This is a genomic window from Enterovibrio gelatinilyticus, assembly GCF_028683095.1.
In the GTDB taxonomy this organism is placed as follows: domain Bacteria; phylum Pseudomonadota; class Gammaproteobacteria; order Enterobacterales; family Vibrionaceae; genus Enterovibrio; species Enterovibrio gelatinilyticus.
This window is the reverse complement of sequence record NZ_JAJUBC010000017.1, coordinates 1-18,052: the sequence shown is the minus strand read 5'-3', so window position 1 is coordinate 18,052 and position 18,052 is coordinate 1. Positions and strand designations below refer to the sequence as shown.

General features: G+C 46.9%; 12 protein-coding genes. 5 read left to right on the top strand and 7 right to left on the bottom strand.

Features of this window, described 5'->3' with window-relative positions:
- Positions 1-37 precede the first annotated feature (37 nt).
- The 5 genes from LRP50_RS14990 to LRP50_RS14970 all read left to right on the top strand — a co-directional run bounded on the left by LRP50_RS14990 (position 38) and on the right by LRP50_RS14970 (position 13,275).
- Complete coding sequence (locus LRP50_RS14990) at positions 38-2,443, top strand: GH92 family glycosyl hydrolase (RefSeq protein ID WP_274165268.1); 2,406 nt, start codon at positions 38-40, stop codon at positions 2,441-2,443.
- 256 nt (positions 2,444-2,699) lie between these two features.
- On the top strand, positions 2,700-5,408 hold the full coding sequence (locus LRP50_RS14985) for a GH92 family glycosyl hydrolase (RefSeq protein WP_274165267.1): 2,709 nt from the start codon (positions 2,700-2,702) through the stop codon (positions 5,406-5,408).
- A gap of 68 nt (positions 5,409-5,476) precedes the next feature.
- Positions 5,477-8,173 carry a GH92 family glycosyl hydrolase gene (locus tag LRP50_RS14980; RefSeq protein ID WP_274165266.1) on the top strand — a complete coding sequence of 899 codons (2,697 nt, stop codon included), beginning with the start codon at positions 5,477-5,479 and terminating at the stop codon, positions 8,171-8,173.
- Between the two features lie 86 nt (positions 8,174-8,259).
- Positions 8,260-10,722, top strand: a complete 2,463-nt coding sequence (locus tag LRP50_RS14975) for a GH92 family glycosyl hydrolase (RefSeq protein ID WP_274165265.1) — start codon at positions 8,260-8,262, stop codon at positions 10,720-10,722.
- A gap of 54 nt (positions 10,723-10,776) precedes the next feature.
- Positions 10,777-13,275, top strand: coding sequence for a GH92 family glycosyl hydrolase (locus LRP50_RS14970; RefSeq protein WP_274165264.1), 2,499 nt, complete (start codon positions 10,777-10,779; stop codon positions 13,273-13,275).
- A 636-nt stretch (positions 13,276-13,911) separates the two neighbouring features.
- Here LRP50_RS14970 and LRP50_RS14965 read toward each other — a convergent pair.
- The 7 genes from LRP50_RS14965 to LRP50_RS14935 all read right to left on the bottom strand — a co-directional run bounded on the left by LRP50_RS14965 (position 13,912) and on the right by LRP50_RS14935 (position 17,919).
- Positions 13,912-14,559 carry a glutathione S-transferase family protein gene (locus LRP50_RS14965; protein ID WP_274165263.1) on the bottom strand — a complete coding sequence of 216 codons (648 nt, stop codon included), beginning with the start codon at positions 14,557-14,559 and terminating at the stop codon, positions 13,912-13,914.
- A 31-nt stretch (positions 14,560-14,590) separates the two neighbouring features.
- Positions 14,591-15,190 carry an SMI1/KNR4 family protein gene (locus LRP50_RS14960; protein WP_274165262.1) on the bottom strand — a complete coding sequence of 200 codons (600 nt, stop codon included), beginning with the start codon at positions 15,188-15,190 and terminating at the stop codon, positions 14,591-14,593.
- A 196-nt stretch (positions 15,191-15,386) separates the two neighbouring features.
- Positions 15,387-15,872, bottom strand: coding sequence for a GNAT family N-acetyltransferase (locus LRP50_RS14955; protein ID WP_274165261.1), 486 nt, complete (start codon positions 15,870-15,872; stop codon positions 15,387-15,389).
- 111 nt (positions 15,873-15,983) lie between these two features.
- Positions 15,984-16,370 (bottom strand): hypothetical protein, encoded by a 387-nt coding sequence (locus LRP50_RS14950; protein ID WP_274165260.1) that lies wholly within the window; start codon positions 16,368-16,370, stop codon positions 15,984-15,986.
- Positions 16,371-16,523: 153 nt separating this feature from the next.
- Positions 16,524-16,847 carry a barstar family protein gene (locus LRP50_RS14945; RefSeq protein WP_274165259.1) on the bottom strand — a complete coding sequence of 108 codons (324 nt, stop codon included), beginning with the start codon at positions 16,845-16,847 and terminating at the stop codon, positions 16,524-16,526.
- 80 nt (positions 16,848-16,927) lie between these two features.
- Positions 16,928-17,452 carry a hypothetical protein gene (locus LRP50_RS14940; RefSeq protein WP_274165258.1) on the bottom strand — a complete coding sequence of 175 codons (525 nt, stop codon included), beginning with the start codon at positions 17,450-17,452 and terminating at the stop codon, positions 16,928-16,930.
- Positions 17,453-17,619: 167 nt separating this feature from the next.
- Complete coding sequence (locus LRP50_RS14935; protein ID WP_274165257.1) at positions 17,620-17,919, bottom strand: hypothetical protein; 300 nt, start codon at positions 17,917-17,919, stop codon at positions 17,620-17,622.
- Positions 17,920-18,052 lie beyond the last annotated feature (133 nt).

Sequence of the window (18,052 nt, the reverse complement as noted above, 5' to 3'; positions counted from 1 at the left end):
ATCCCCCTGCGGCACCTTTTTTAAAAAAGGTAGAAGAATGAACATCAAGTTAGCGCCTTGTGCACTCGCTATAGCCCTTGCTTTGTCTGTTGTTGGCTGTAACTCAGATTCCAACACCTCAGAACCTGGCATTTCTATTCCATCCGTGTCGATTATCGATAAAGCGGTATTGAAATACGTTGATCCAATGATTGGTACCGCTGCATCGGGCCACACATTCCCAGGTGCAGTTGTTCCTGCGGGTATGGTTCAACTTTCACCAGATACGTTTATTGGTTCGAAGGCTGACCACGAAGCGGGTCTAAATGATTGGCACTCAGCATCGGGTTACTGGGATAAATCTGATTATTCCGAGAATGGTGAGATTTTTGATACCGACGTGCCAATTTACGGCTTCTCTCACACCCATTTATCAGGCACGGGTGCTACCGATCTTGGTGACATTCTTGTTCTGCCTTATTCAGACTTGAATGACCACAGCATCAATGCGTTTGATAAATCCAACGAAATCGCCACGGCAGGTTTTTACAAAACCAAATTGAACAACGGCAACATCGACGTCGAACTTACAACAACAAAGCGCGTTGGTTTGCACAAATACACCTTTGCGAAAGGTGCTGATCGCAACGTGAAGTTCGATTTAGGCCACACGCTGCAAAGTAATAACGGCAAATCGCTAAAGAACAAAATCGAAGTGATCGATGAATACACCATTCGCGGACGCAAGTCTTCGACGGGTTGGTTCCAAGGTCAAGATCACCAAGGTCAAGACATCTTCTTCTACGCGAAATTTAGCCAGCCGGTAGCAAGCGCGATGTTAGGCAAAGATGGCAAAGAGCCTGAGACTAACATGCGCCACAATGCGGTGTACCAAGGTGATGATTTAACCGCATTCCTAAACTTTGGTGCGGGTGACGAAGCGATTGAAATTCGCGTCGGTATTTCTCCGGTGAACTGGCACGGTGCACAGAAGAACTTAGAAGCAGAAGCGCCAACGTTTGATTTCGCGACAGTGAAAGCGAATGCAGAGTTTGCATGGGCTGAGAAGCTCGCGAAAGTGAAAGTGGAAGGTGGCTCAGACGCAGAGAAAACCAACTTCTACACTGGCATGTATCACATGATGATCGCGCCAATCGAATTCTATGACGTTGATGGTCGCTACGTGGATATGCTCGGTACCACACGCACCTTGGAAGAGGGCGACACGCCAAATTATTCCATCTATTCAACGTGGGATACCTTCCGTGCGGTTCACCCATTCTGGACCATCATCGACCCGAAACAAGCCACGCTCTACGTTGAAGATTTGATCCGTAAATCAAACGACGAATTCGGTATGTTGCCGAAGTGGGAAGGCCACGGCTCTGAAACGGGCACCATGATCGGTTACCCATCAACCGCTATCCTGGGCGATGCGGTGACCAAAGGCTTGGTTGACGCAGAAGAAGCGCTTGAAGCTTCTGTAAAATCTGCACATTACCGCCCGCACGATTTCCCACAAATCAACGATGGCATTCTTGGCTCGTTGATGGCGGGTCAATTGAGCTACCACATTGGTGAAACTTGTGTACGCGCACCAAACTGGAACTCTGTGTCTTACTCCCTTGAATTCTCGTTCTACGACTGGACCATTGCCGAAATGGCGAAAGCTGCAGGCGACATGGAAACCTATGACGAGTTCAAAGCACGTTCATACAACTCGCTGACACATTGGGATCCAAGTGTTGGGTTCTTTGTGCCGACTGAACTGAAAGATGGCGATCCTTGTGCGTTTAAATACAGCACTGAAGCATTCAGCCCTTACAAAGCGGATGCGTTCTACTTCACTGAAGGCAACGCTTGGCAGTGGCAATGGGCGTTCATGCAAGATCTCGACAAACTGACTGAGATCATGGGTGGCACAGAGGGTTTGAACGAGAAGCTAAACAACCTGTTTACCGCGGATGAAAACGAAGGCGATCAACACCAAGACATGACAGGCTACATCGGCCAGTACATCCACGGTAACGAACCTTCGCACCACGTGATTTACCTGTATAACCGCACCGAAGAATCTTACAAGGCGCAGGAATACTTGGATCAGGTTTACGACGAATTCTACAAACCAACGCCAGACGGCATCATCGGTAACGAAGATGTGGGTCAAATGTCAGCGTGGTATTTGATGTCGTCCCTTGGTTTCTACCAGATTTCACCGACAGACCCAACGTACAGTATTGGTCGCCCAATCTTCGACAAAGCCACCATGTCGATTGGCGAGGGCAAGTTTACGGTTATTGCTGAAAACAACGGCCCGGACAACATGTACGTGAAATCCGTCACCATCAACGGTAAGCCTTTGGACAAATTCAACACCTTTAAGCACGAAGAGTTTAAAGCAGGTGGAGAACTTCGCTTCGTGATGACCGCTGATAAGTCAGAGGCCATGGCCGCGAATCTTTAATATTAATATCCCCCTAATTCAAATGAGGGGGGATTAATTGAAAGCAACAGCTTTCAATTAAATAAAAGTAATACAAACCGCCCAAAAGATATTTAAGCAATGTGGACATGTTTAAGTGTCGGGTGGTTTTTTTATGAAAACGATTCACAAATAAATAATGAGAGCGCGATTCAAAAATCTTATTCCGGTATCGGCAGGGGTTCGATCACGCCAAAAACAATCATCCAATACGTTTCTAACACTATATAGGTCGAAAATGATAAACAAAAAGTCTGTGCTTTCTATGGCGATCGTTTTTGCGTTAGCGGGTTGTAATTCCAGTTCATCGGATAAAAGTGAGCATATCGGCACCTTGCCGCAGCCTGATCTTTCTGTACTGAATTACGTTGATACGCTTATCGGCACGAAAGGGTTGGGTAACGTGAACCCTTCACCGGTTATGCCGGAAGGCATGATCCAACCGTCGCCAGATAACTTCGACCCAAACGGTTGGAATGGCAAAGGTTCTCCCTCTGAGTATGACCCAACCAATGCGTTGCTTTCTGGTTTTACCATGACCCACATTTCAGGTGCGGGTAAAGGTGACCTGAATGATTTCGCCTTCTTGCCATACACAGGCTTTAACACTGACGCACCAACCATCAATAAAGACACAGAAACCGCAGAAGTCGGTTACTACTCGGTGGAATTAAAAGAGACGGGCGTAAAAGCGGAATTGACGGCCACCGATCGTGTGGCGTTCCAGCGTTATACCTTCAAAAAAGGTGAAGACCGTAAAGTCCGTATCGACCTACAACATGAGTTGCTAGAAACCTACGGCAACCACTCACGCAACATTTACTACAAGCGTTTGAACGACACTACCGTGGTGGGTGCGCGTACTTCTAACGAATGGGGCCAATGGCAGACTGTTTTCTTTGTGGCTGAGTTCTCTGAATCTATCGTCGAAGAAAATCTTTATGCAAAACTGGCTTCTGAAAGCACGTTGCGCCCCGTTGATGCTACCGAAGTTGGTCTTGCAGACTACCGTGGTTACGCAGAACATCAGCCAATGCCTGGTGAACCAGATCCTGAGGCTGACCGTTTGGCTCAACGCGCAAACGACGTGATGACCCACTTAAACTTCGGCAAAGGTGATGCACCTATTACCGTGAAAGTGGCGATTTCTGGCACCAGCGTTGAAGGTGCTATCAATAACTTGAATGCTGATACAAACGATTTCAACTTTGATGCTGTGGTAGAGAAAAACCGCATCGCATGGGCTGAAATTTTGGGTGAGTTTGAACTGGAAGGCGGCAAAGAAGCCGATAAAACCATGTTCTACACTTCGCTGTACCGCACCTATGTCGCGCCATTCGTTTACCAAGATGTAGACGGTAAATATCGCGGCATGGATGGCAAAGTGCATCAGGCAGAAGACGGTTTGGTGAACTACTCGGTGTATTCAATGTGGGATACGTTCCGCGCCGCGCACCCGCTAAAAACCATCATTGATAAATCACGTGCTGTGGAATATGCACACGATTTGCTGAACAAATACAAAACCGGTGGTGTACTGCCTAAGTGGGAACTTCACTCAGACTACACCGGCGAAATGGTCGGGCATCCTGCTGTTTCTGTTATCGCTGACATCATGGTGAAACACCCTGAAGCCTTCACGCAAGATCACTTTGAACTGGCGATTCAAGCGGCGAACGACACGCTCAACTTCTCGCTAGATAAAACCGACAGCTGGGTGCCTTACAAAGACGCATGGTCTGGCGATAAACGTTTCACCGTCATGACGCGCCACAACAATTACCAAGAAGCGCTCGGTTACATTCCTGCGAATGCGAAATGGGCGTCGGATGCCGGCGACAAACCAGCATACGTGAACGGGATTGCTGTTGATAAATATGACGGGCTGGTGAACGAATCTGTGTCATATGGTTTGGAGAATGCCTACTACGACTGGACCGTTGCGCAGATCGCCAAACTGGCAGGTGATGACGCGTCATTTGAGCGCTATATGGCACGTTCTGAAGCGTTCAAAAACTACTTCGATTACAACCCTGAATTCTACGGTAAGCTCCTAGACAGCAAAGGTAAATCGCTTGGCGCGACGGGCTTTATGCGCCCGGTTTACAACCAAAATGGTGAGAAAGTTTTCGCAAACAACCTGAAAGCGGACTGTGTAGATGAAAACCTCGCGCTGTCTATCCCGCAAGACTTGGATTACAACGCCTGTAAAGACCGCAAGAGCCTGACAGAAAACGATGTGTTCTGGCCTTACCGTGCTGAACACCGTGGTGAAGACTTCACGGAAGGCAATTCGTGGCAGTGGACATGGTTTGCACCGCACAGCATCAATGGCCTTGGCAACGTGATGGCGGGTCAGAACACCATTCGTGCGGACTTCGACAAACCAGAAGCGTTGACAGAAGAGGGTAAAGCGGCGCTATTGGCGAACTTGAATGCGCTGTTCAATGCCAACTCGAACGCAGACACCAGCCAGTCTCACGATATGTCCGGCTACATCGGCCAATTCGTGATGGGTAATGAACCTGACCACCACGTGCCGATGATTTACAACTGGACCGCGGAGCCTTGGAAAACGCAGGAAATTGTCGACCGTGCAATGAATGAGTTTTATCACCCAACGTTAGAAGGCCTGATTGGTAATGAAGACGTTGGCCAAATGTCGGCGTGGTATGTGATGAACGCCTTGGGCTTCTACCAAGTGACGCCGGCGGATCCGTCTTACACCATCACGCGCCCAATCTTCGATAAAGCAGTGATCCCCGTTGATGGCGGCTCATTCACCATCACAACGGAAAACAACAGCGAAGAGAATATCTACGTGAAATCTGTTGCCATTAATGGCAAGCCTCTAAACAACAATTTCTCATTTAAGCACTCGGATTTGAAAGCGGGCGGGCAATTAAGTTTTGTCATGACCGGAAATAAAGAAGACGCATTAAAGTAAAAATAAAAAAATCAGGAGATCTATTCGTAGATCTCCTTTCCCTATTTTTAGTGAAATGAAGGTGTAACATGAAATTCAAAAAGAGTTTACTTTGTGTTGCGGTAATAGCAGGAATATTGGGGTCGGCGGGTTGTACTACTCAGGGCATGTCTTTCACTGAGCAATCTGCAATTGAAATGGGATTAAACGTGCCAGTTGCGTTTGATGACATGGACATTACACGCTTTGTTAATCCATTTATTGGAACGGGCAATTTAGGTAACACGTATCCAGGTGCGACAACGCCACACGGTATGGTGCAACTGTCGCCGAACAACGGATCGAACGGCTGGGAATACACCTCTGGGTATTACTACAACGATAACCGCGTTTCAGGCTTCTCTCACACTCACCTTTCTGGCGCAGGCGCAGGGGATTTGAACGACATCCTTGTGATGCCAATCAACTCCCGCTCAGACTACATGCTTAACGAGGGCTCGCCGCAGCTGAACCTCGAAGCTTCGCGCTTTAAGCACCGCAACGAACAAGCCACTGCCGGTTACTATTCTGTTTTCCTAGATGACTATGACATCAAAGCCGAGCTGACCGCGTCAGATCGCGTGGGTGTTCACCGCTATACCTTCCCGCAAGATGAGAAATCCGAAATCATTGTGAACCTGGGTTTCAACATTAACTGGGACTACACGGCAGAATCGCATTTCGAATGGGATAAAGACGCTAACACCTTATCGGGTCACCGTTTCTCTGATGGTTGGGCGGCGAGCCAGAAAGAATTCTTCGTGATGGAGTTCGATAAGCCAATCAAATCGATTCGCTTTGAATATTTTGACCGCGACACCAAATCGTATGTGCCAGCGAAAGCGGGTACGACCGAATTCACCAACCAATATGCCCGCGCTTATGTCGAGTTTGATACGGCTGAATCTGGATTAGTGGTTGAAGCCAAAGTGGCGCTTTCAAACACCGAAGTGGGCGAAAACGCGCAAACGGGTGCGTCGTTGAACATGACGGAAGTGGCGGGTAAATCCTTCGACCAAGTGCGCAAAGACGCCACGGCGAAGTGGGAAACCGAGCTGGGTAAAATCAAGGTTGAAGGGGATGTGGCATACAAACAAACCTTCTACACCGCGATGTATCACGCCTTCTTGGGGCAAACCATTCACTCGGACCTTGATGGTCGTTACCGTCAAGTGATGCAAGGCCGTGGCGCGTACCCTGATGGGACGAATGCCAACGGTGATGTGGTCTCTGAACCACTTATCGAAAAAGTCCGCATTGCGGATGCAAACAAAGATGGCAAAGCCGATTTCGTTCGCTACGACACCTTCTCCCTTTGGGATACCTACCGTTCTGTTCAGCCGCTTTCAAGCATCATTGAGCCAAACCGCTTGGCAGATGTGGTGCTTTCCATGCTGTCGTATGCAGAAGAAAGCTGGGTCGACCACAACGGCAAAACCCGCCACGGTCGTTTGCCAGAATGGACATTCAAAGGCAACGAAACGGGCATGATGATGGGCATGCACTCAACCCCTGTGATTGCGGATGTGTTGACCAAAGGCTCACTGGATGCGCGTATGGATGAACTGGGCTTTATCCAAGCGCAGCAAGACGACATTAAGCAGCGTCTGATCAGTGCCATGATCAAAGACGGTCGCAAGGGCAGTGCGGTTGATTCCATCGACGAGTACGTCACTAAGGGTTACAAAGCGTCGAAGATGCGTATCGGTAAAGGTGACCTATGGGCGCATTCACCGTTCGAAAGCAGTTGGACGGCATCATACTCACTCGAGTATGCCTACAACGATTGGACCATCGCGCAAGCAATCAAAGCCGTCATGGGCGAAGACGCGCCGGAATACAAAGAGTTTGCTGACCGTTCGAATAACTGGATGGCGCAATTTGATGTTAACGGCAAGAAATACAAAGGCTGGTTTAAAGCGCGTGACACCAAAGGCAACTTCATTGATGCCGATTGGGTTGATCCTGCAACTGGCCTCGCGGTGGATAAAGACTGGCGTCCAGACATGTTCAACTATGCGTTTGCAGAGTCGAACGGCTGGCAATATTCGTTCAGCGTTCAACATGACATTCATGGTCTGATTGACCTGATGACCGAGTTCGACAAAACCCAGAACCCAGACGCAAAACGCGGTGAGCTGTTCACCAAACGTTTGGACGAATACTGGTCAACGTACCCAGACCGCAACGCAGGCGACAACCAGTTCCCAGTGTTTAACACAGGTAACGTAGGGCAACACGTTCAAGGCAACGAGCCTGATCACCATGTGCCATACCTCTACAACTACGTTGGACAACCTTGGAAAGGGCAAGCTGCCATCGCTGCGGCGACCAATGTGTGTTACGACAACACGCCTGACGGCATTTGTGGTAACGACGACTTTGGCACCATGTCTGCGTGGTTTGTGTTCCGTGCATTGGGCTTCTACCCAGTGAGCGCATCAACGGGCGTTTATGAAATCGGCACCCCGCTGTTTGATAACGCCACCATCAATGTGGGCGAAGGTAAAACCTTCACCGTGACAGCGAAAGATGTCAGCCGCGAGAATATCTTCATTCAATCTGCAACATTGAATGGGGAAGTATTCGAGCGTACTTACCTTACCCAAGAAGACATTATGAATGGTGGCACCTTGTCATTTGTAATGGGCGACGAGCCAAATAAACAATGGGGTTCTCAACCAGAAAATACGCCGCCAGATTTTGGTGTGGGTAAATTCTTGCATGCGGATCACATGCCGAAATAATAACGGCATCTCTACACAAAATAGTTTTACCTCAAATCAAATAATAAAAAATTAAAGGGAGAGTTCTCTCCCTTTTTCTAAAAGGAATGAAAATGAAACATACATTAGCACCGCTAGCGGTGGTGATTGCTATTGCGCTGTCTGGTTGTAATTCAGATTCTGATTCAAATTCACAAACAGGTTTAGTGGGCGAAGCGGTTAATAAATCGCTGATAAAATATGTCGACCCGTTTATTGGCACGGGTGCTGACGGCCACACCTTCCCGGGCGCGGTTTACCCTGGCGGCATGGTGCAGCTTTCTCCTGACACGGAAATGGAAGGTTGGGGATCAGCGGCAGGTTATTTCGATCATGGTAAAAAAGAAGACATTCCTGTTTATGGTTTTTCTCATACCCACCTTTCTGGAACAGGTATCACTGATTTAGGTGATATTCTTATTCTGCCATTTACTGAAAAAAGCAATGCGACTTATAACACCTTCGATAAAGAAAATGAAAAAGCGGAAGCGGGTTATTATTCTGTCGAATTAAACCGTGGTGATATTAAAGTGGAATTAACCACATCACCACGCGTGGGTTACCACAAATATACATTTAAAGATGGCACCACGCCGTTCCTTAAACTGGATTTAGACCACACGCTAAATAAAAGCTGGGGCAACCGCACCACAATCGGTGATATCGAATTCATTGACGAATACACCGTACGTGGCAAGCGCAGCTCTGACGGTTGGGCAAACAACCAGCACATCTATTTCTACGCTAAATTCAATCAACCTATCGTGAAAGCGACGGGCATGATCGACGGCGTGGAAACGGAAATCTCGCTGGATAACGATGCTTTCCAAGCCACCAAGACCATCGCCTACCTAGAGTTTGCGCCATCAGATAAACCGATTGAGCTAACCCTAGGCCTATCGCCAACCAGCGTGCGTGGCGCGAAGAAAAACTTGGATGCAGAAGTCACTGAATGGGGCTTTGATAAGGTACTGACCAAAACGCAACAAGCATGGCACAACGAGCTAGCAAAAGTGTCCGTGAAGGGCGGTACGGAAGAGCAGAAAGAGATTTTCTACACGGCCATGTACCACGCCAACATCGCACCTATGGTGTTCCAAGACGTTGACGGCACCTACCGTGCAATGCGCACACAAGAGCTAAAAGAAGCGGGTGATACGCCAAACTACTCGATCTACTCCATGTGGGATACGTTCCGCGCCTTCCACCCACTGCAAACCATTATTAACCCTGATCGCGCGGAAGAATACGCGAACGATTTGATCCGCAAGTACAAAGACGGCGGCATCTTACCGAAGTGGGAACTGCAAGGTCATTACACGGGCACCATGATTGGTTTCCCTGCGATTTCTATCATTGCCGATGCCATGGCGAAAGGGCTGAATGTGGATGCGCAAGATGCGTTGGAAGCGGCTGAGTTTACAGCGCGCTACCACGAAGAAAGCGAGTTCCCTGATTGGACGCCTGACCAAAACATCGGCGCAGCGAACGTGGTGCAAGTCAAAGTATACGAAGAGAATGGCTTCGTTCATCACGGCTACTGGAACTCTGCATCCTACACCTTGGAATTCGCTTACGGTGACTGGGCGGTCTCTGAAATTGCGCGTATGGCGGGCGATGTGAAGGTGCAAGACGAGTTTCTTGCCCGCGCTGACAACTGGCTACATCACTGGGATGCATCAACGGGCTTCTTGCGTCCGAAGAACCACCCAGCAAGTTCCTCACCAAACAAGCCGCCATTGGCGTTCAACCAGCCGATCGATGAAGAGCGTAAAGACGAATGTGTGATGGTCGAATGGCCTGCTGGTTCTGGGACGATGAAAGAACAATGTCCGCTGCTTGATTTCGACCCGTACTACGTTGATGAGTTTGCCTTTACCGAAGGTAACGCGTGGCAGTGGAAATTCCAGCCAATGCATGATTTCGCCCGTCTAAAGCAAGAAATCTTTAAGGCGGATAAAGAAAACGGGAAAGACACCACCCCAGAGAAAGCCTTCCGTGAAGACTTGGATGAGTTGTTCACCGCGCGTTCATCAAACACAGGTGAAGAACTGCCTGATTTGACCGGATACATCGGTCAATACATGCACGGTAACGAGCCGTCGCACCACATCCCTTACCTGTACAACATGACTGACGAGCCTTGGAAAGCCCAAGAATACCTCGATCGCATCATGGCTGAAATGTACACCATCGAGCCGACGGGCTTGATTGGTAACGAAGACGTCGGCCAGATGTCTGCGTGGTACATCATGTCGGCGATGGGCTTCTACCAAGTCTCACCGGCAGACCCGTCTTACTCCATTGGTCGTCCGCTGTTTGATGAAGTGGCGATCGATGTTGACGGTGGCAAGTTCACCATCGTTGCAGACAACAACAGCCCGCATAACAAGTACGTGAAATCCGTCACCATCAACGGCAACGAACTCTCTAACGAGTTGACCTTTGAGCACAGTGAAATCAAAGCAGGCGGTGAGCTTCGCTTCGTGATGACTGGCGATAAGAAAGAAGCCATGCAGGCAAAAATCTAATTGTTCATAGACCCGATGCCGCCAGTGTGCGGCATCTTTGTCAAGGATTATTCTATGTCTATTTCTCGTGTTTCTAAGGTTGCACTGTCAGTCTCTGCCGCCCTTTTCTTGTTTGGCTGCAATTCAAGTTCTTCTGATTCAAACCCAAATACAGGCGTTGTGTCGCCAGAAATAAATGTTCTGAAATATGTTGACCCATTTATCGGCACGGGCTTCAACGGTCACACCTTCCCTGGTGCGGTTGTACCAGAAGGCATGGTGCAGTTATCGCCAGATACGGAGCTGATGGGCTGGCACTCTTCGTCGGGCTATCACTATGACAAAGACACACTGTTTGGCTTCTCGCACACTCACCTGTCTGGCACAGGTATGGGCGGTTTGGGCGACATTCTGTTCCTTCCATTCACGGAAGAGAACGCGAAATACATTGAAGATTCGGACGATTACCGCGAGGCGATTTCCGTCAAGATGGACAAAGCGTCTGAAGTGGCAGAAGCGGGTTACTACTCCGTGAACATCGCTGAAAACGGCATCAAAGCCGAGCTTACTGCCTCTGAGCGCGTGGGCTTCCATCGCTATACCTATCCAGAAGGCCAACCGCAGCGTTTGAAGATCGATTTAAACTCGATCCTTAACAGCGATTGGGGTTCGACCTCACTACGCAACAAACTGACGGTCAGTGACGATGGTTACACCATCACGGGTGAGCGAGATGCTGCGCATTTTTCTGGCTGGGCGAAGAACCAAAAAATCTTCTTTCACGCCACCTTCGACAAGAAAATCAAAAACGTGCAACTCCTCGTTGGCGGTGTCTCAGCCGATGGTTTGAGTGCCGAACACATTTCCGAATTGGTTTATGACAATGACGGTAAACCGGTCAAACGCATCAAAGCCGACGTGACGGCGTATGTTGAGTTTGAACAGGGAGAATCACAGGCTCTGAACGCACAAGTGGCGATCTCTGCCGTCAGTGCTGAAGGCGCACAAAACAACCACCAAGCAGAAGCGGGTGTGTCGTTTGATGTCGCGCGTACGCAAGCAAGTGAAAAATGGGCAAACGCGCTGAACCTGAGCGTGAAAGGTGGCACAGCCGAGCAGAAAGAAATTTTCTACACCGCGCTGTATCACACCAAAATTGCACCGCAGGTTCACCAAGATGTGGATGGAAGCTTTCGCGGCATGGGTAAAGGCTCAATCCGTGAAGGCGAGGGTGAATACTCCATCGCGTATGGTGAAGCCACCGAAGCGCTTCCTAACTTCTCGGTTTACTCTTTGTGGGACACGCACAAAGCCCTGCACCCGCTGAAAACCATCACTGAGCCGACACGCGCCGTTCAATACGCGAAGAACTTGGTTCAGAAATATACAGAAAGTGGTTTGCTGCCGAAGTGGGAACACTTAGGGGATGAAACTGGCACCATGGTGGGTTACCCAGCCGTTGCTGTGATTGCCGATGCGATCACCAAATTTCCAGACGCGTTCACGCAATCTGAAAAAGCGCTGGCCCTGAAGGCGGCGATTGATTCTTCCACGTACGACAACTATGACTCGCTTGCCACAGAGTGGGATGTGCCAGTATTGAATCGCACTCTTACAAAGCACATCGACTACATCCAAAAAGAGGGGTTTGCGCCGGCGATTCAACGTGATGCTGAGGGTAATCCGATCGACCCTGATCACACCATCGAGTCCGTGTCGTACGGTTTGGAAAACGCCTTCTATGATTGGGCCATCGCGCAAATTGCGAAAGCGGCCGGCGATACCCAAGCAGAAGCCACCTACCTAGAACGCTCAAAAGGCTACCAGTATTACTTCGATAACAATCCGATGGAGTACGCCGAATACGGTGTCACTGGCTTTATGCGTCCGGTCATGATGGATGGCTCGTTCATGGCACCGTTCGACCCATTTGGTACGGCCCATGAAACGGGGAACTACACCGAAGGGAATGCATGGCAGTGGACATGGTTTGTGCCCCACGACATTGCGGGTTTGAAAGAGGTGATGGGGGGTGAAGCGGCGTTCAAGACAAACTTGGAAGCGACGTTTACCGCTAAAAGCCAAGGCACTGAAACGCCAGATATGTCGGGTTTGATTGGTCAGGTGGCATTCGGTAATGAGCCATCGCACCACATTCCGTACTTATACAACTGGACTGCAGAGCCTTGGAAAACCCAAGAGGTCGTCGACCACATTTTGGATGACATGTACTTAGCGGAGCCAAAAGGCATCATCGGTAACGAAGACGTTGGCGCAATGTCAGCGTGGTATGTCATGTCAGCCATGGGCTTCTACCAAGTGAACGCGGCTGATCCTACCTACACCATTGGCCGACCTCTGTTCGATGAAGTGAGCATCCCTGTCGAAGGTGGCGAGTTCAAGATCACCGCTGACAACAACGCTGATGACAACTTCTACGTCAAGTCAGTGACCATCAACGGTCAACCTCTTGAAGACGGCCTCTTCTTCAAACACGCCGATATCAAAGCAGGTGGAAACCTCCACTTTGTGATGACAGCACTGAAGTCTGAAGCCATGGTGAATAAGCCATAAGAATACTCACACTATAACTATTACAATATGATTCACACGATTTGCCGCTCCCTACGAGCGGCTTTTTTTTGAATGAATTTGAGATGAAGGATTTAGATTGAACGCTGTAAACCGCTTTTGGACAGAAGCGGCAAAGAGTTGGAGATCTAAAATTTTCTTTTCGGATAAGGAAAGTTAGGGAAATAATGACTCAAAAGTGTCTACTGAGTCGGTGGCTATTCATTAATCATAGCGCTCAAAAGTGGGCTGTTTTCTATCAAGAAGACTGGTAAGAAGAAAGGTAGGGAGAATTTACAAATAGTTAGTGTATAGCAGGTACGTGAAAGCCACCGCAGAGGTGTCTATTTCACAAATCGGTGGGTTGGTGACACTTAACGCGTAGATGCGGGTATGCGAAATTCGCACAGTCGCTTTCGTCCAAGCAAGGATAGGACCGCTTTAATGGAGGGCTCAGTGCCAATGAGCGTTCCATTCTCAATTTTCGAATAGGTATCAAGCCATTCGGCAGATTCAAACCCTAGACGCTCGAGAATATCGAGTATCCAATGTGTTTTCACATATATACCAAATCAACCTGAATATGCTCGATTTCAGAGGTTATCATCGCTTCGGTCAAGCACGCTGAATCCTGCATATTCAGTTTGTTTGGGTATACGCATCCAAATTTGTTCCTTCAACCTCGCACACGTTCTTGACTGATGACCGCTTAGCTAAATCTTTCAAATATCGTCCTAAATGTTCAAATGACAAAGGAGGTGTTTTAAATCCACTGGCCCAATGCGAAAGCATAAATAGAAAGAAGTCACAAACGCTGAGTCGATTGCCAATTAGAAACTCTTTGTTTTCTAATTGTTTATCGACCAAACCAAACATTTCGGTGATACGTTTCTCCTGAGTTTCTGAAATAGATTCAGCTGTATCAACAGATGATGTGTGTTTGTTTGGGTAAAAATACAACATCAACTCTGGCTGGATGCTTGTGGTTAGGTAAAAGAGCCACTGATAGAATTCTGGTCGACTTGGATCTCCGATGTCTGGGATAACACTTGATTGGGGATGTTCGTCGCACAAGTGCAAACAAATCGCAGCACTTTCAAAAATAACCGAGTCACCATAAGCTAGCGTTGGGATGCGTCCAGTTGGGTTGAGTTTTAGGTATTCGCTTGATTTTTGTTCTTCGGATTTCCTATCGACTAACACTAGTTCATAGGTGGCGCCAATTTCCTCAAGAAGCATGTGAGGAGCCCAGCTGGCATTACGCGGATAATAGAATAATTTGTACAAGTTATTCTCCTAAGATTGATTGGTTGTACTTCTAGCTAAAAATTGCAGGATTATGCTTTCTCCAAATTTTCATCTCTAAACTTTCAGGGTATAGCCCGTCAGGTGAGTAATTTTCGTGTTCTACCCATTCTGCGCAGGTTTCAATCATTTTTTCAATTGTGTAAAAGTAGATGTCTATATCCTGATTGACTGATATAACTGGTCGTTTTAGGGTTGAGTCTAGATTATGCCCTCTGGTTGGTATTACGTACCAACTACCATTAAATGCAGCTATTGGAAAAGAGTATTTAAGCATCTCGTGATCGGGTAGATGTTTACCATAAGATTCCATCATAACTTTATATTCAAACTCTGCTCTATCAATACTACAGAACGAGTTATCTCTGAACAAAAAAGGAAACTCAGTTTCCAAAGCATCCTTTTCTTGCCCGCCCCTCCATTCATAAAGCGCAACAACTTCGTCAGGTAAGTCTCCAGGGAACCAACTACATCTTCTTCTAAGTTCAATTTCATTAATAGGTGGTAAAAGCGAGCCTTCGACATTCATACCATGTGATTCAAAGGCATTTAGTAATCGATTTAAACTTTGATGTAAGTTTTCCTTGGAAAGCTTGGTTGGTTTTATGTTCATGTGCATCTTCATTCTTTTTTCTGAATTTTCATTACACCCGAGAATTTGTGCCCCTATAAGTGTACCAATTAGTAATTCAAAAAAGTTTCGTCTATTCATGTTGAAATTTAACGTCGTAATAAGCGGCAAGTGAACGCGTGCTATGTTTGGGCGTAACGAGTCGGCACGCGTTTATGAATTCGACACAATTGCTTTGTTAGCCGCAAATCGCCCAACGAAAATACGGTCTCTGACAATCCATTCGTTCGATTAATGCACCTAACTTCTTGTAGAACTCGTGTGCTTTGGTGTTATATGGGCTAGCTGTCCATGAAATGTGAGAAGTTAACGACTTTTTAGCATCCGTTTTCAAAGCATGCATAAGTTCAGCACCATATCCCTTTGACCGATGCTCACCAATAACTAGCAAGTCATCAAGCCAAATAGACGGCTCGCCACTAAAAGAAGAGTAACGATAATGAAATAGAGCGAACCCCAGAGCTTCGCCATCGACTTCTAATAGCAAAGCATGAGCAAACGGATAGTCACCAAATAAGGTTCGTTCAATCTTCTCTTTGGTCGTAGAGATTTCGCCGTCAAACCCATTCATACTTCGGTCAAACTCAGCTTTATGTTCGATAAGTTCTAACAACTTACTGGAGTCTTGCTTGATCGCTTTCCTTACGTTCACTTTGTTCTCCATAACTCGAAATTGTGGTTGTCGCTAGCGCCTCAAACACCGGCTTGGTGAAGTTGGCGGCTTTTTTGTAACAAAAAAGGTGACAGCTTTGCCAAGTCCGAGTGCGTTGACTTGTTAAGTATTTGGTGACACCACTAACTTAATTTTACTAGCAAGTGTTACTCCGAACGACTCTGATGTTTCAATAATAAGCTGATTTACGGAACCAGGATCTATAAGAGAAACATCAGAGGCATCTATATTCTCAACAAGCCACTCCACAACTGAATAAAGCTCTTCTAGTTCCAAGTTGTTCTGATGCCTCAAAGAGCCAATTGATACCGCTGCCAACAACTTGAGAGCATAGGGAGTTGGCTTGGATTCATTTAGCTCAAGTGGGCGAAGCCAATACTCAACTTCAGCGCGCCCTAAACCGCCGCCAATTGAATTTCCATGTTCGATGGTCTCATTCATTATAGAGATAACATCATCTTTGGTTTCTTGATACGAGTACTGATCCATAACTCTCTTGATGCTTAACGTTAGAATAACGGGCGTTTACCACCCAAAATTGAATGAAACGCCTGAATCACAGCGTCACTATGGAAAAATGCGCCACGAGTATACGTCTCTGTTCATTTGCTTATTAGTACGCGCGGATCTATATACTGGCCTCTAGTCACCTTCGAACTCTAAACCTTCTCCGGAAGGACTATCCTGCCGAAAAACCATGTCACGATTCGGATAAACTTTTACGTAGTCTTGTAGACACTCAACAAAACTATCATGTAGCACAGGAAGATGGATTTTTAGGGCTGCCATCCCTTCAACTTCGATTTTTCTAGGCATCGAAGACTGCTCATCATCAGTGATGTAATCCCAAAATGCGTCAAGGTTGTAGCTGTAGTGTCCGGGGAAGTTGAGCTTCTTGGAAACGTACTCATGGAACGTTTCTTCGTCCAATATTCCTGACATATCTAATAGCAATCTATCGAACATAGTTATCGCTCGTGATTTGTAGTGCTAACGCCTAGCTCACAGGAAAATTGGGAGCGCAGCGAGTAATTTTTCCTGTGCAGCTACTTGTTAAGTGTTCCGCCAATGATGGCGGGTAGAACATTTACTTCCCACTTCTCAATATCTGTATCTTCATCTAATGCGCTGACCGTGTTTATAACCTCTTTGGCTTTAAGAAGCCCGAGGCCATCAGCGAATTTAGTAATATCTTCAATGCTTTGCTCTTCGGAGAAATCCATTAGGTCGATTATTATATGAGCCAATAGAAGCTGAAATGAACCACCAAAATCGTTATATATTTCGTCTGCTTCTAACTCGAAGTAGACAAATTTTCTCTCGTCAGGTTTAGATAACAAGACGTAGAAGGAGTCTCCATTTGAACCATCACAGATTGGGGTGATATCGAACCCTCTTAATATTTCATATTCGTTCTCAATAGATGGAAGATACCAATAAGCACTTTCAGGTTTTTGTATTTGATACTGAATTTCTCCCAATTCTTCAAGCCTGTCTATGGCATCGATAAATTGGCTAGTCACACCAGCACTTAATAAATTCTCTTTTCTACTCTCTTCTTGGACGATCATGAACGATACCTGATTTACACTTAACGCCAGCAACACAGGAAAATTTGATAATTAGATTAGATTCTTACACCGTAATCCCGTACTAGAAAAAACCAAAAAGCGCGCAAAGTTTGTCCATTTGGTCACTTTTGTTAGGTGCGATATTCGAATGCTTTGATAACAAGCTACTAGTTGAAAAATTTTGAGTTGTATTGAAGAAACTCATCGTATGAACCATGAAACTCTACAGTAGGATGTTTGTTGTCAATTTCAGGCCTCATACTCCATGTTAAGTGAACAACTGTGTATAAGTCCTCTGCGTCTATGTGCCGACACAAAATGTCATCAGTCGCATCATTGCGGTGGGCATAAACCTCAATATTTTTAGAAAACAAAAAATGTCCAGATAGCATCTCTAGGTTTAGCTCTTTCCCATACATTTCTTTGTCTTCTGAGTCGGCGTGAAACCAGTCGTGGGGCAATTTCATAATTCTCCATAACTTCTTAGAGCACTTAACGTTCAAATCTAGCGAATCCCCTCAAAATCTCTTTTCTAAACAATGAGAAGGACGCGCATCGACCCTTTTGATCTAATGAATTTCGCCAAAAACCACATTCCAC

Coding starts and splice junctions, on each gene's coding strand:
- LRP50_RS14990 (WP_274165268.1), top strand. CDS start 38: ATGAACATCAAGTTAGCGCCTTGTGCACTCGCTATAGCCCTTGCTTTG.
- LRP50_RS14985 (WP_274165267.1), top strand. CDS start 2,700: ATGATAAACAAAAAGTCTGTGCTTTCTATGGCGATCGTTTTTGCGTTA.
- LRP50_RS14980 (WP_274165266.1), top strand. CDS start 5,477: ATGAAATTCAAAAAGAGTTTACTTTGTGTTGCGGTAATAGCAGGAATA.
- LRP50_RS14975 (WP_274165265.1), top strand. CDS start 8,260: ATGAAAATGAAACATACATTAGCACCGCTAGCGGTGGTGATTGCTATT.
- LRP50_RS14970 (WP_274165264.1), top strand. CDS start 10,777: ATGTCTATTTCTCGTGTTTCTAAGGTTGCACTGTCAGTCTCTGCCGCC.
- LRP50_RS14960 (WP_274165262.1), bottom strand. CDS start 15,190: ATGAACATAAAACCAACCAAGCTTTCCAAGGAAAACTTACATCAAAGT.
- LRP50_RS14955 (WP_274165261.1), bottom strand. CDS start 15,872: ATGGAGAACAAAGTGAACGTAAGGAAAGCGATCAAGCAAGACTCCAGT.
- LRP50_RS14950 (WP_274165260.1), bottom strand. CDS start 16,370: ATGGATCAGTACTCGTATCAAGAAACCAAAGATGATGTTATCTCTATA.
- LRP50_RS14945 (WP_274165259.1), bottom strand. CDS start 16,847: ATGTTCGATAGATTGCTATTAGATATGTCAGGAATATTGGACGAAGAA.
- LRP50_RS14940 (WP_274165258.1), bottom strand. CDS start 17,452: ATGATCGTCCAAGAAGAGAGTAGAAAAGAGAATTTATTAAGTGCTGGT.
- LRP50_RS14935 (WP_274165257.1), bottom strand. CDS start 17,919: ATGAAATTGCCCCACGACTGGTTTCACGCCGACTCAGAAGACAAAGAA.